Raw genomic sequence first — 14,195 nt, 5'->3', positions numbered from 1 at the left:
CCGTTCCTCGAACGGTCCCGCGCCGAACCCTCCCTCTACGCCATACAAACGGCCAAACAGACATAACCCGGAGTGTCTGCGGAGTTAGCGGTCCGGCGCTGTGCATCGTGTTCCACGTGAAACGTCGCTCGCTGCTACCAGGAGTCCTCAGCCGCGGCCGAGCCGCGGCCGAGGCACACGCCAACAAGCCCTCCAAGACGCCCCAGTCGGTGGATAGATCTACGGCTTCATCCACAGGCAGCCAAGTCTCGCTGGTTCATCACCCCTCCGGCATGGCAGGCTCTTCTCATAGCGAGCCTGAAGTCGAGGAGTGTGAGTCCTTGCGGTCCGACGCCAACATCGCGGGACCGATGGCCGATCCGGTCCCCGGTCCCCGCACAGCAGAGTTTGCCGGGGGCCCGATTGCCGTGCCCCCGGGGTTCGGAGACGGTGTTTCACGTGAAACATTGCCTCCCATGGATGACACCCCGATCGGCCGCGCCGCGCAGTTGGCCGTCGAGGCACTGGGACGCGCCGGGGAAGGACTTCCCCGGCCGGCCCAGACCCGCGTGATGGTGGTCGCCAATCAGAAGGGCGGGGTCGGCAAGACCACGACCACGGTGAATCTGGCGGCGTCCCTGGCGCTGCACGGCGCCCGGGTGCTCGTGGTCGACCTGGACCCGCAGGGCAACGCCTCCACGGCGCTGGGCATCGACCACCACGCCGAGGTCCCCTCGATCTACGACGTCCTGGTGGAGAGCAAGCCCCTGTCCGACGTCGTGATGCCGGTCCCCGATGTGGAGGGCCTGTTCTGCGCGCCCGCCACCATCGACCTGGCGGGCGCCGAGATCGAACTGGTCTCCCTGGTCGCCCGCGAGAGCCGGCTCCAGCGGGCGATCGAGGCGTATGAGCAGCCGCTGGACTACGTCCTGATCGACTGCCCGCCCTCGCTCGGCCTGCTGACCGTCAACGCGTTGGTGGCCGGGGCCGAGGTCGTCATCCCGATCCAGTGCGAGTACTACGCGCTGGAAGGGCTGGGCCAGCTCCTGAAGAACGTGGAACTGGTCCGCGCGCACCTCAACCCGAAGCTGCATGTGTCGACGATCCTGCTGACCATGTACGACGGACGGACCCGCCTCGCCTCCCAGGTCGCGGAGGAGGTGCGCACGCACTTCGGCAAGGAGGTGCTGCGGACCAGCATCCCGCGGTCCGTCCGGATCTCCGAGGCGCCCAGCTACGGGCAGACCGTACTGACCTATGACCCGGGCTCCAGCGGCGCGCTGTCGTATCTGGAAGCCGCCCGGGAGATGGCCCTGCGCGGAGTCGAGGCGTCCGTCGCCGTCGAGTACGACCCGCAGGGTGACTACACCCAGCACGATGAGCAGAACCCGCACAGCATGTCGGAGGGGATCCAGTGAGTGATCGACGCAGAGGGCTCGGCCGTGGTCTCGGCGCGCTGATCCCGGCCGCGCCGCAGTCGACGGGCGGCGCCCAGGGCGCCGCACCGGTACTGACGCAGGAACGCGGCGTCGCCGCGGCCAAGGTGGCCGGACTGGTGGACCGCAGAGTCCCCGAGGCCGCGCCGCCGCCCGTGGTGGACATCCCTGTTTCACGTGAAACAGAGCCGGACCTCTCCGACGCGAAGAACCCCGTACCGGGTGCCTACTTCGCGGAGCTGGACCTGGACTTCATCACGCCGAACCCGCGCCAGCCGCGTGAGGTCTTCGACGAGGACGCCCTCAACGAACTGATCACCTCCATCAAGGAGGTCGGTCTGCTCCAGCCGGTCGTCGTGCGTGAGATCGGCAAGGACCGCTTCGAGCTGATCATGGGCGAGCGCCGCTGGCGGGCGTGCCGCGAGGCCGGCCTGGAGCGGATTCCGGCGATCGTCCGGGCGACCGACGACGAGAAGCTCCTCCTGGACGCCCTCCTGGAGAACCTGCACCGGGCCCAGCTCAACCCCCTGGAGGAGGCGGCGGCGTACGACCAGTTGCTCCGCGACTTCTCCTGCACCCACGAGCAGTTGGCGGACCGGATCGGGCGCTCCCGCTCGCAGGTCTCCAACACGCTCCGGCTGCTGAAGCTGTCCGCCCCGGTGCAGCGCCGGGTCGCGGCCGGGGTGATCTCCTTCGGCCATGCGCGGGCGCTGCTCTCGCTGGACGACCCCGAGGAGCAGGACAAGCTGGCCCACCGGATCGTCGCCGAAGGGCTGTCGGTGCGCGCGATCGAAGAGATCGTGACGCTGATGAACAGCGACCCGAAGCCCACCAGGAAGAGTGCGGCGCCCCGGGCCGGGCGTCGGGTCTCCCCGGCGCTCACCCACCTCGCCTCCCGGCTCTCCGACCGCTTCGACACCCGGGTGAAGGTCGACCTGGGGCAGAAGCGCGGAAAGATCGTCGTGGAATTCGCGTCGATAGAGGATCTGGAGCGCATCCTCGGGGCGATGGCCCCGGGCGAGGGCAATGTGCTGGAGAACCGGCTCGAAGAGGAAACCGAGGACGAAGACGGCGAGTGACGCGGGCGCACCCCGGCGTTCGCGCCGGGGTGTACGTGGGCAGTTCGGTTCACGGCAGAGATGGGGTTCAGGCCACATGGGACGTCGGCTGGCACCACTGACACTCGACAATCTCCCGGACCTCCCCAAGCCCTGCCGCAGTTGCGTCTTCTGGGAACTGGACCCGGTCAGCGGCGAAGCGGCCGTCCAGGCGGGCAAGCCCGAGCTGGAGAAGGAGGCGTGGATCTCCGCCGTTCTGCTGGAGTGGGGTTCCTGCGGACGGGTCGTCTACGTCGACGAGGTGCCCGCGGGCTTCGTGCTCTACGCGCCCGCCGCGTATGTGCCGCGCTCCCTGGCCTTCCCGACCAGCCCGGTGTCGGCGGACGCCGTCCAGCTCATGACCGCGCGCATCCTGCCCGGCTTCCAGGGGCAGGGCCTCGGCCGGGTTCTGGTGCAGACCGTCGCCAAGGACGTCATCCGGCGGGGCTTCAAGGCGATCGAGGCGTTCGGCGACGCGAAGTGGACCGCCCCCTCGTGCGTCCTGCCCGCGGACCATCTGCTCGCGGTCGGCTTCAAGACGGTCCGCCCCCACCCGCGCTATCCCCGGCTGCGGCTGGAGCTGCGTTCCACGATCTCCTGGAAGGAGGACGTCGAGATGGCCATCGACCGCCTCCTGGGCGCCGTCCAGAAGGAGCCTGCCCTCCGGCCCCTGTGAGCCGCTGTCACTCCTCACGGCCGCGCCGGGCACCCGGACCGGACATGCGAGAGGGCCGACCCCGGATCGGGGGTCGGCCCTCTCGTGTTCCACGTGGAACAGCGTCCGCCGGTGAAGACGTCCGCCGGTGAAAGCGTCAGCCGGTGAGCGTCAGCCGATGAAGTCGGACAGGTCGCGCACGATGGCGGCCTTCGGCTTGGCGCCGACGATGGTCTTCACGACCTCGCCGCCCTTGTAGACGTTGAGCGTCGGGATGGACATCACGCCGTACTTCGCCGCGGTGACCGGGTTCTCGTCGATGTTCAGCTTGACGATGGTGATGTTCTCCGCGTGCTCCTCCGCGATGGCCTCCAGCGAGGGGGCGATCTGGCGGCACGGGCCGCACCACTCCGCCCAGAAGTCCACCAGCACGGGCTTGTCGCTGGCGAGCACCTCCTCGGCGAACGTCTCGTCGGTCACGTGCTTGGTGTTGCCGGCCACGGCGGTCTCCTCAGGTCGTGATGTGTGCGTGTCGGGGGTGAGGGATGGAAGCGGGTCAGACGGCGGCCTTGTCGGCCGACGCGTCGGCCGTCTCGGCCTTCTCGGCGTCGGCGAGGGCGGCCAGGTAGCGCTCGGCGTCCAGCGCGGCGGAACAGCCGGTGCCAGCCGCGGTGATCGCCTGACGGTAGGTGTGGTCCACGACGTCTCCCGCGGCGAAGACACCGGGGACGTTGGTCCGGGTGCTCGGCGCCTGGACGGTGAGGTAGCCCTCGCCGTCGACGTCGAGGACGCCCTTGAACAGCTCGCTGCGCGGGTCGTGGCCGATCGCGATGAACAGCCCGGTGACGGGCAGCTCCGAGGTCTCGCCGGTCTTCGTGTTGCGCAGGGTCAGACCGGAGAGCTTGCCGTCGCCGTGGATCTCGGCGACCTCGCTGTCCCACACGAAGGAGATCTTCGGGTCGGCGAAGGCACGGTCCTGCATCGCCTTGGACGCCCGCAGGCTGTCCCGGCGGTGCACGATCTTCACGGACTTGGCGAAGCGGGAGAGGAAGGTCGCCTCCTCCATCGCGGTGTCGCCGCCGCCGATCACGGCGATGTCCTGCTCGCGGAAGAAGAAGCCGTCACAGGTGGCACACCAGGAGACGCCGCGGCCGGAGAGCTGGTCCTCGTTGGGGAGGTTCAGCTTCCGGTGCTGCGAGCCGGTGGTGGCGATGACGGTCTTGGCGCGGTGGACGGTGCCCGCCGAGTCCGTGACGGTCTTGATGTCGCCGCCGAGGTCGACCGCGACCACGTCGTCCGGGACCAGCTCGGCGCCGAAGCGCTCGGCCTGGGCGCGCATGTTGTCCATGAGGTCCGGGCCCACGATGCCGTCGCGGAAGCCGGGGAAGTTCTCCACCTCGGTGGTGTTCATCAACGCGCCGCCGGCGGTGACCGACCCCTCGAAGACCAGCGGGTTGAGGGATGCGCGCGCCGTGTAGAGCGCCGCGGTGTACCCCGCGGGCCCCGAGCCGATGATGATCACGTTACGGACGTCGCTCACGGGTGTCTTCCTCGTCTCTGCGGACAACTGCGGGGGCCCTGGCTGGACTCTCGTCCTGCCTAACGGATCCTACGGGTCCAGCATTCCCCGGACGGCGCGGCGCACGCCGTACGCCACGCCCCCCGGACGAACGGCTCAGCGCGGGTAGGTGCTCCGGAAGAGAACCGCGCCGGGACTGGTCGCCGTACAGGCGGCGCTGACCACGAACGCGTCGACCGCCGAGGCGTCACTCGGGTGCGGCAGCACCACAAGGTAGGAGTCCGTCCCGTGGAAGGACTCGCGCTCGGCGGCCAGCGCCGGGCCGGTGCGCTGGGTGGCCTTGAGCACACACGGGGGGACGGTGGGCACCGCCTTGTCCGGGCTCATGGTGGCTCCCTCGCTGCTGACGCCGGGACCGCTGAGCATCGGGGAGTCGGACTCCCCGGCCGCGTGGTTCGGCGCCGCCTCATCGAGCAGCTCCCGCACCTGGACCGCGATCGGGTCGGCGGCGGTGTCCGCCTTCTTGCTGCTGGCGGTCGCGTCGCTCTGCGAGGTGGTGTCGTCGCCGACGTGATAGATCGTGACGCCCAGGCCGACGACGACCACGGCGGAGGCGGCGACGAGCAGTCCGCGCCGCCACCGCCGACCGGTGCGGCCGGGACCGGCGGACCCGGAGGCATGTCCGTCGGGACCGGTCGATGTTCCACGTGGAACATGTGTCGGTGTCGGTGTCGGTTTCGGTGACGGCCGCGATGTTCCACGTGGAACATCGGGCGTGGTGGCGTCGAGGAGCGCTTCGGCGGCGAGCGCCGCGTCGATCCGTCCGGCGATGTCGGCGGGCATCCGCTGCGGTCCCGGCAGGGTGCCGAGCAGTCCCCTGATCTCCTCCAGGGAGTCCCGGACGTCGGCGCACAGCGAACAGCCCGCGATGTGCTCGGTGACCTCCGTGGCGCGCTCGGGGCGGAGCAGCCCCTCGGCCAGGTCGGAGATCTCGGCGACCTCGGGATGCGCGTCGTGGTCCGCTGTGGATGTCACCGCTGTTCACCTCCGCCCTGTTCCGGTCCCGTCTCTGGGACGGATGTCCCCTCCGCCCGGTTCCTTCCCCCGCCGCGATCGGCGCTATCCACGCCCTGCGCGCGCAGATGGGTGACGAGGGGAAGCAGTTTCGCCCGGCCTCTGGCGCACCGGCTCTTGACCGTACCGGTGGGCACATCGAGCACCGCGGCGGCTTCGGCGACCGAGTAGCCCTGCATGTCGACCAGGACCAGTGCGGCGCGCTGGTCGGGCGGCAGCGTGGTGAGGGCGGCTATCAGCTCGCGGTGGAGTTCCCCGCGCTCGGCCGGGACCTCGGCCGACTCGTGGGGTTCGAGCAACGCCTCGAAGTTCTCCTCGTCGGCCACCGGGGCCGTCCTGCGGGAGGCGGCCTTACGGGCCCGGTCGAGGCAGGCGTTGACCGTGATGCGGTGCAGCCAGGTGGTGACGGCCGACTGGCCGCGGAAGGTATGGGCGGCCCGGAAGGCGGACACCAGCGCGTCCTGGACGGCGTCAGCGGCTTCCTCGCGGTCCCCCAGGGTGCGCAGGGCCACCGCCCACAGCCGGTCCCGGTGGCGGCGCACCAGCTCGCCGAAGGTGTCGGGATCGCCCGCGACATGACGGGCCAGGAGATCGGCGTCGGCGACATCGCCGAGCGGGTTTGCCTCCAAGGCCGTTCTCCCCCGTCCCCTGCCCCTGTGGGTCTCGCCGTGGGTGTCCCCGCGGCCGTCGCCGCGGGGTCAGCCCGTCTCCGGGATCAGCCCGTCACGCTGATCTCGGAGATCCTGCCACGGAAGTGACCGGTCTCGGCAGGCGCCAGACGCGTCATCCACACCAGCACGTAGCGCGAGGTGAGATCGGCGCTCGGCTTGAACGTCACCGAACTGCCCGAGCCCTGGGCCACCTTGGTGAAGGCGTCGAAGGTGGTCGGCATCGCGGAGGTGCCCTTGGGCGCGGCCAGGAGCTGCGCGGTGACGTCGCCCACGAAGTCGACCTTCACCGTGCTCACGTGCTTGGCGCTGCCCAGGTCGACGATGACGCCCACACCCGGCTTGAGATTGCCCAGATCGGCACCCAGGTAGTAGTTCGTCTCCCAGTACGTGGAGGGGTCGCCGTCGAACGCCTTGGGGAGATCCTTCGGATTCTCGCTGCCGTCGCCGAGCGGGTCGAAGTCCTTCAGCCCGGCGATCTTGATCGGGACCGGGGCCTTGCGCGTCGGGTCCTGGCTCGCCTTCTGGCCGGTCGTCGGGTGACTGGTCGGCCGGTCCTCACGCGACTTGAGGGTGTCCGCGAGCTGCCAGCTCCCCAGGCCGATCGCCACGATCACCAGCGCCGAGACCGCCCATTTCAGTGCCCGGCCGGTACGGCCGGGCAGAGCGGGCGGCGGAGCGGGGGCCGCGACCGCGGGCGGCTGCGGCGTACCCGGTGGCGCGGGCGGCTGGCGGAAGGCGGCGACCGGGTAGACCGGCGGTGCCTGCTCCGGCGGCCGGATGCGCGGGATGCCCGCGACGGCCTTGGCCAGCTCCTCGGGAGTGGTGCAGGGCGGGTCCTGCCGGGAGGCGGTCGCGCCGTCGTTGACGAGCGCGCGCATGGCCAGCTCGGACAGCCCGCGGTGGACGCCCGCGCGGACCTGGTCGGGTGCGACCAGGCCGACGCCCTTGGGCAGCCCCGCCAGACCGTGCGCGTCCTCCTCATACGGCCAGCGCTGTGTGAGCGAGGCGTAGAGCAGCGCGCCGATCGCCTCGGTGTCCTGCCGCTGCGGACGCTCGGAGTTGAGCCCGCGCAGTGCGGCGGCGACCGCGAGGCCGCGGATGCGGTACTGCCCGGAGACCGTACGCAGCACGGCGCCGGGGTCGAGACGCAGGTGCGCCAGGCCCTCGCGGTGGGCGGCGGCCATGCCCTGGGAGACCTGGCTGACCATCTGGTACGCCTCGTGCGGCTCCATCGCGCCCGCGGCGAGCAGGTCGGCCAGCGAGGAGGCGTCGGGCAGCCACTCGTGGATGACGTACACCAGGTCGTTCTCCTCGACGGCGTCGAGGACCTGGACGAAGCGCGGGTCGCCGAGGAGCGCGGCCGACCGGGCGGCGGCCAGCACCTGGCGGGCCCGCCGGTGGTCGGCGGGCAGGATGTGGATGCCGACCGCCCTGCGCAGCTTCTCGTCGACCGCGCGCCAACTGCTGAAGCCGTCGATCCGGGTCACGCACTCGGCGAGCTGGTAGCGCCGGGCGAGCTTGTGACCGCTGTGCAGCTCGGGCTGCGCGCTGCGGACGGGCCTGGGCGCCGTGGTGGCGCTGCCGCCGCCCTTGGCGGGGCCGGCGGGCCGCCGGCCGTCGGCGGGCGCTGTGGAGGCGGCTGTGGGGCTTCCTGGGGCGGCCTCGGTCGCCGGGCGGTCCCCGTCCCCGGTCTTCTCGTCGGGGGCGAGCGTGGCGGTGCCCCCGGAGCCGGACGTCGAGGGCGCGGGGGCCGGTGCGGACGGGGCCTTCACAGAGGCGACCGGCGTGCCCTTGGCGGGCGTCCCCTTGGCCGGGGTGCCCTTCGCCGGGGTGCCCTTGGCCGGTGTCCCCTTCGCCGGGGTGCCCTTGGCGGGAGTGCCCGTCCCGACGGGCGCGGTCGCGGAGGCCGCCTTGGCGCCGTTCGTCGAAGCGGACGCCTTGGGGCTCCGGCCGTCCTTGACGGTCTGCTTGGCGGCCCTCTTGGCCGGGGCCTTGGCCGTCGTCGCCGACGCCGTCGCGGGCTTGGCCGCGGTCGGTGCGGCGGCGGTGGCGGAGGACGCGCCCGAGGGCGCGGGGGAGGTCGTGGTGGAGGCTCGGGCGGCGGTGGGGGTCTCCTCCGGTGACGGGGGCACCGCGGGCAGCACGGCGGTCGTCAGTTTCGTCGTCGCCGTGGGCGAGGACGCGGGGGCCGTCACGGGCACGGGCGCGGTCAGTTCGGCGGTCGCGGCCACCGCGGTGTCGACCACCACGGTCTCGCTGGTCGCGCTGTCGCCGTCGACCGCGGCCGACATCGAGGTTTCGGCGGTGGTCTGCGTGCCGTCCGACCCGTCCTGGGATCGTGTGCCGGAGTCGGCGCTGCTGCTGGTCTGGTCGTCCGTCGTCGTCCCGTCGGATGTGGCGCCGTCCTGCTGGGCGGCGAGCGGGGGCTCGCCACCCTCATTGGCCACTCCGACGGCGGCCGTGCTCCGATCCGCCACCGTCGTTCCTGCCTCCCCATCCATTGCGCGATCCCACATCGAGCCGATGACAATTGTGCCCACAGTCCGGCTCTATGCACGACACACAGCGAACCGTGATGGTTGCCCGCCGCTTCGCGACGGGTTCGTTCAGCGCCCGAGCCGTCCTCGCACCATGCCGATCATGGCGGTCATCTCCTCGATCCTCATCCGCTTGGCCGCGAAGAGGAAGATTCCGAGCAGCAGGCCGCCGCCCACCACGAGTGCGGCGAGCGAGCCCACGGCGCCGCTGCCCAGCGCCCCGAGCACGGCGTAGACGGCCAGCCCCGCGATCAGCGCGGCGGGCACGCAGGCGCCGGTCAGACGGGCGTAGGTGCGTACCACCCGCTTGCCGTCCAGGTCGCCGTCGAGCCGCGAGCGCAGCCGCTTGGCGGCCACCCCGACGCCCACGGCGTACGCGAGGCCGTACGCGGCGGCCATGCCGACCACGGCCCAGCGGGCGGGCAGCACCACGAAGCAGATGGCCGCCGCCGCCGCGTTGACCGCGGCCACGATGACCGTGTTGTAGAAGGGCGTGCGCGTGTCCTCGAAGGCGTAGAACCCGCGGAGGATCACGTACTGCACGGAGAAGGGGATCAGTCCGGCGCCGAAGGCCATCAGGATGAATCCGATGTTGCGCGCGGAACCGGTGCCGGTGCTCGCGTAGAGCAGGCTGCACATCGGGACGCCCAGGGCCAGGAAGGCGAAGGCGGCGGGCACGATGGCCACCGCCGAGGTGCGCAGACCGTAGGAGATGTCGTCGCGCACCGCGGAGACGTCGTTGTCCGCCGCGGCCCGCGAGATCCGCGGCAGCACCGCGGCCATCACCGAGACGGTGATGATCGCCTGGGGCATCTGCCAGATCAGCAGCGCGTTGTTGTACGCCGTGATGCCGGTGCCCTGGTTGCCGCTCTTGTCGGCGTTGGCGCCCGCCCAGGTGGCGAGCTGGGTGACGACGATCAGGCCCGCCTGGTTCGCCAGCACGAAGAAGAACGTCCACTTGGCGAGCTTGGCGGCCTTGCCGAGGCCGTGGCCGCGCCAGTCGAAGCGCGGCCGGAACTTGAAGCCCGCGTCCCGCAGGTACGGCAGCATCGCCAGCGACTGCACGGTCAGACCGAGCAGCGTGCCGATGCCGAGCAGCCGCGCGCCCTCGGGAGTGATGGTCGTCGCGTCCATCCGGGTGGTGCTGTAGGCGCCGTACACCCAGATGAACATGCCGAAGCTGAAGATCACCACGATGTTGTTGAGGACCGGCGTCCACATCATCGCGCCGAATTTGCCGCGTGCGTTGAGCACCTGGCCCATCACCACGTGCACGCCCATGAAGAAGATGGTCGGCAGGCAGTAGCGGGCGAAGGTGATGGCGATGTCGTAGGTGTCGGGGTTGTCGGCGATCTTCGCGGACATCAGCCGGATCAGCAGCGGGGCCGCGATCACGGTGACGGCCACGATGCCGCCGAGCACCACCATCACGACCGTCAGCAGCCGGTTCGCGTACGCCGTACCGCCGTCGTCGTCGTCCTTCATCGCGCGGACGAGCTGCGGGACGAAGACGGAGTTCAGACCGCCGCCGATGGTGAGGATGTAGATCATCGTCGGCAGCGTGTTGGCGACGGCGTACGAGTCGCCGAGGGTCGCCACGCCGATCGCGGCGGCGATCACCAGGGTGCGGACGAAGCCGGTGAGGCGGGACACCAGGGTGCCCGCGGCCATCAGCGCGCTGGACTTGAGGATGTTGCCCGCGCGCGTGTTGGAGGTGGCCTCCGCCGCGCGCGGCGGCCTGGCGGCCATCGGCGGCGCGGCCGGGATGATCGGGATCTGTCCGGTGGCGTCCAGCGCGGACACCGGCTCGCCGATGTACGAGGGCGTGTACGCGTACTGCACGGGCTGCTGTTGCTGGTTCGGGTACGGCAGATTCGCGTAGCCGTACCGCGGGTCGGCGTACCGCTGGTCCTGGTAGGCGGCCTGCCCGTACGCCGGATTCTCGTACGCGGGCTCGGCGTACCCCGTCTCGGCGTTGTCCGCGGGCGCGGGCGCCTGCCCGTACGCCGCCGGGTAGCCGGGCGGCTGCTGCTGGTGCTGCGGCGGATAGCCGTAGCCCTGCTGCGGCGGCTGCTGCGGGTACGCGTACCCCTGCTGGGGGTGCTGCGGCTGCTGGTACGGGGCGGGACCCGGCTGCTGGTACGGCTGCTGCTGTTGCCTGGGGTCCTGCGGCGGCGCGTACCCCTGCTGCGGCTGCGGGGCCTGCTGCTGGGGGTGCTGGGCCTGGGGTGCCTGCGGGGCCTGTGGCTGTTGCGGAGGCGCGCCGCCGCCGCGCTGGTCGCGGAAGAGGTGATCGAACGCGTCGTACCCCGGGTCCTGCTGGCCCTGATCGCCCTGCTGCCCCTGGGGCGACCCGCCGACCAGGTCGTCCACGCCGACGTACTGGGTCGCGGAGTTGTCGCCGTACGGCATCTGGGGGTACGCCGAAGGCTGCTGCTGCGGATACTCCTGCCCGTACGGCGGCGGCGGGTGCGCGGCGCGGTCGTACAGCGCCTCGCCCACCGGGTCCTGCGCGGTGGGGTCCTGCTGCTGGTACGGGTCGTAGGCGTAGGTGTTCTGCAGATACGGGTCAGGGGGTGAGGGACGCTGCTCGGGCGATGGAGGCATCTGGCCCGCAGAGTCGCGATCACCGTCATACGGCGCGTTCATCAGTGCCCCACCTTATTGTCCGCCGGCTATCCCTCCACCTTCTCACCCGTCGGGGACAGCTCAACGCTTTCCCGACCGGTGTCCTCGGTGTCAGTGCCAGGGTCACCCGGCTGCCCCGGATCACCGTCCTCCTGCCCGCCGCCGTTGTCCCCGTCCTCACCGTCCCCGCCGTCTCCGCCGCTGTCCGCGGCTGCCTGCCGCTTCCGCTGACGGTAGATGCGAACGCCCGCGAGCACCAGAAGGAGCAGACCGGCGGCGATGATCAGCATCACCAGATCGGTGACCTTGGTGATCTTGACGTCGAACTCGACGGCGTTGCTGTTGCGGTAGAGCACGCCCTGCGCGGTGAAGAGCGCCGCGGTGACCCTGACCTTGCCGTTCGCGCTCGCCGACGTCTGGAACTTCAGGGTACGGGTGTGGCCGCCGTCGATCGCGATCGGCTGCTGCGGGTCCTTGATCTCCAGCCGGATGTCGGTGTTCGACGTGAGACGCAGCACAAGGTTGGTGATCGGCTGGTTCAGCTCGTTCTTCACCGTCACCGGAATGGTCCCGCTGCGGCCGGAGAGGGTGAGGGTGGTCTTGGGCAGGATGCGGACCGCGTTGATCAGGTCCTGGAGGTAGCCGCCGATCGAACTGCGGAACTCGGTCGCGTCGGCGGGGTCGCCGCGCCAGCCGGCCGACATGGCGCGCAGCACCGAGTTGCCGAAGGGCACCGTCACCTTGTCCTTGCGGGTGAGGATGGTGACGAAGTCGTTGAGATGGGTCTGCGTCTCGCTGAGCTGCTGGAAGGCGCCCACGGACAGCTCGTGCCCGCGCAGCGCCTTGGGGTACTTCTTCGCCGACGGCACCTTGCGGTTCGCGTCCGGGTCGGCCTTGGCCTTGGCGGCGGTGTCGAAGCCGACCGTGGCGGCCCACGGGCTCGTGCCGACCGTGCCGATCGCCTCGGCCATCGCCTGTGCCTGCGAGACCGTGGGCATGCGCTGCGGGGCGACCAGGATGGTGCGCTGCCTCTCCGGCGCCTGCATGGTGATCATCAGGGTCTGCGCGACGAAGTCCTGCACGGCGAGATCGGCGGGCTCCGCGCGCAGCATGTCGCCCGCGAACGCGGTGGACAGCGAGGCGTCGGCGACCACCGCGGTCACCCCGTGGCCGATCGGTCGGGCCGCGTTGGGCGTGTAGCTGAGCGCATCGCTCTCGCCGACGCTGTCGCTGCGGGCCACGATCCGCTTCGCGCCGCCGGTACGGGCCACCGAGACGATGGCGGGGTCGACGGCCCCGTCCACCGGCCAGGCTACGTCGGAGGTGGCCTGGACGCCGAGGACGGTGTCGAGGGTGCTCACGCCCAGTTCGGACGCGGTCTTGAGGTGGTTGAGGGTGCCGGGCACGCGCAGGCCGTTGTGCGCGACGGAGGCCAGGTCGGTGTCGGCGAACGGCAGCGCGATCACCTGGTCGCCCGCGACAGAGCTCTTGAGCGAGTTCAGCCACGCCTTGGCGACCGCGCCGCCGGTGCCCTCGGTGGTGTGGGTGACGTCGCCGCCGGGGCCGGCGACCCGGTACGGCTTGGTCATGAAGTCGATCGAGGCGAGCAGGTCGGGGTCGATGATCCAGGTCACCGGCAGCGACTTGGCCAGGTCGACCATCACCTGGAGCCGCCCGCCGGGGGACAGCTCCTTGGCGAGGTCGTCGTCGAGGAAGATCGGGCTCTGCTGGGAGTCGGTGTCGCCGCGGGCGGCCACGTGCGGCCGGTCGGTGAGCGGCCACAGGTAGGTGATCTGCGTGGCCTTCGCGGTGGTGGTGTTGGTGTCGTACCAGGGCAGGAAGGTGCGCTTGATGCCCAGGACGTGCTCGCCGGGCTCCGCGGACGTCTCGCCGTCCAGCGCCACGCCGAGCTGGTAGACGCCCGAGGCGTCGAAGCCCAGGGACTTCACCGGGACCTTGAGGGAGAAGGGCTGGCTCTGCCCGGCCGGGATCTTCGGGAGGTCGACCGTGTGGCCGTCGATCTCCGAGCCGTCCAGGTAGCTGGTGTAACCGGTACGGTCCTGGGCGCTCTTCATCGCGCTGAGGGACGTCAGGGGGCCGTCCGGGGCGACCCTGACGCCCATCCGGGCGCCGGTGATCGTCGTCTTGCCGTTGTTGGTCACCGTGCCGGACACGGTGACGGAGCCGTCCTTGGCGGGGACGCGGGGGTCGACCTTGTTCAGCGCCACCGCGGCGGTGCGCGAGCCGCTGCCGACGGCGGCCTGCGCGCCCGGCGCCTGGAGCGTCTGGACGACCTGGAGCAGCCCGGTGAGCAGCGTGCCCGCGGCGATCAGGGCGACCGCCCGCAGCAGACGCGGCGAGCGCGCCGACGGGGGTCTTCCGGGTGCCTGTGCCGCCTCGCCCACGCGTTCGCCCGTCCCTCGTGTCGGATGTCGACGGGCGGGCGACGGTGGTCGTCGGTCCGCGCCCATCTGATGTGCGTGCTGGCATGTTAACGATCGGCGCTGTGCCAAAGTGCTGCGGAGTCCGGGGAAGAGGCCCGATGCGGCCCAGTCGAGATCTGGCCGGGGTCCGGCCGATGCCCCGCCGGGGTCCGCCG

Annotated in this window: 10 protein-coding genes; 3 read left to right on the top strand and 7 right to left on the bottom strand. The window is 71.1% G+C overall.

Features of this window, described 5'->3' with window-relative positions; all coding sequences use genetic code 11:
- Positions 1 to 272: 272 nt before the first annotated feature.
- The 3 genes from ACIOC1_RS02655 (at position 273) to ACIOC1_RS02645 (ending at position 3,188) form a co-directional block, all read left to right on the top strand.
- Positions 273 to 1,397, top strand: a complete 1,125-nt coding sequence (locus ACIOC1_RS02655; protein WP_355336666.1) for a ParA family protein — start codon at positions 273 to 275, stop codon at positions 1,395 to 1,397.
- Entirely contained in the window at positions 1,394 to 2,494 is a 1,101-nt protein-coding gene (locus tag ACIOC1_RS02650; RefSeq protein ID WP_355336665.1) for a ParB/RepB/Spo0J family partition protein, read from the top strand. Before ACIOC1_RS02655 ends, ACIOC1_RS02650 begins: the two co-directional genes overlap by 4 nt.
- Before the next feature lie 76 nt (positions 2,495 to 2,570).
- Positions 2,571 to 3,188, top strand: coding sequence for a GNAT family N-acetyltransferase (locus ACIOC1_RS02645; RefSeq protein WP_355336664.1), 618 nt, complete (start codon positions 2,571 to 2,573; stop codon positions 3,186 to 3,188).
- A 150-nt stretch (positions 3,189 to 3,338) separates the two neighbouring features.
- Here ACIOC1_RS02645 and trxA read toward each other — a convergent pair whose 3' ends face one another.
- From trxA to ACIOC1_RS02610, 7 genes are all read right to left on the bottom strand, one after another.
- Positions 3,339 to 3,668, bottom strand: coding sequence for a thioredoxin (trxA, locus tag ACIOC1_RS02640; RefSeq protein ID WP_355336663.1), 330 nt, complete (start codon positions 3,666 to 3,668; stop codon positions 3,339 to 3,341).
- 55 nt (positions 3,669 to 3,723) lie between these two features.
- Positions 3,724 to 4,707, bottom strand: a complete 984-nt coding sequence (trxB, locus tag ACIOC1_RS02635) for a thioredoxin-disulfide reductase (protein ID WP_401851329.1) — start codon at positions 4,705 to 4,707, stop codon at positions 3,724 to 3,726.
- 135 nt (positions 4,708 to 4,842) lie between these two features.
- On the bottom strand, positions 4,843 to 5,721 hold the full coding sequence (locus tag ACIOC1_RS02630; RefSeq protein WP_355336661.1) for a hypothetical protein: 879 nt from the start codon (positions 5,719 to 5,721) through the stop codon (positions 4,843 to 4,845).
- A complete protein-coding gene (gene sigM, locus ACIOC1_RS02625) occupies positions 5,718 to 6,389 on the bottom strand; it encodes an RNA polymerase sigma factor SigM (protein WP_355336660.1) in 672 nt (223 codons plus the stop codon). Before sigM ends, ACIOC1_RS02630 begins: the two co-directional genes overlap by 4 nt.
- Positions 6,390 to 6,475: 86 nt before the next feature.
- Positions 6,476 to 8,203 (bottom strand): protein kinase family protein, encoded by a 1,728-nt coding sequence (locus ACIOC1_RS02620; protein WP_401852003.1) that lies wholly within the window; start codon positions 8,201 to 8,203, stop codon positions 6,476 to 6,478.
- Positions 8,204 to 9,037: 834 nt separating this feature from the next.
- Positions 9,038 to 11,617, bottom strand: coding sequence for a murein biosynthesis integral membrane protein MurJ (gene murJ, locus ACIOC1_RS02615; protein ID WP_401851325.1), 2,580 nt, complete (start codon positions 11,615 to 11,617; stop codon positions 9,038 to 9,040).
- Between the two features lie 26 nt (positions 11,618 to 11,643).
- Entirely contained in the window at positions 11,644 to 14,001 is a 2,358-nt protein-coding gene (locus ACIOC1_RS02610; protein WP_401851323.1) for a DUF6049 family protein, read from the bottom strand.
- Positions 14,002 to 14,195: the final 194 nt, after the last annotated feature.

This window comes from Streptomyces sp. NPDC088197, from assembly GCF_044741185.1.
Classification (GTDB): Bacteria; Actinomycetota; Actinomycetes; order Streptomycetales; family Streptomycetaceae; genus Actinacidiphila.
This window is presented reverse-complemented; position numbering and strand designations above follow the sequence as displayed.

Coding starts and splice junctions, on each gene's coding strand:
- ACIOC1_RS02655 (WP_355336666.1), top strand. CDS start 273: ATGGCAGGCTCTTCTCATAGCGAGCCTGAAGTCGAGGAGTGTGAGTCC.
- ACIOC1_RS02645 (WP_355336664.1), top strand. CDS start 2,571: ATGGGACGTCGGCTGGCACCACTGACACTCGACAATCTCCCGGACCTC.
- murJ (WP_401851325.1), bottom strand. CDS start 11,617: ATGAACGCGCCGTATGACGGTGATCGCGACTCTGCGGGCCAGATGCCT.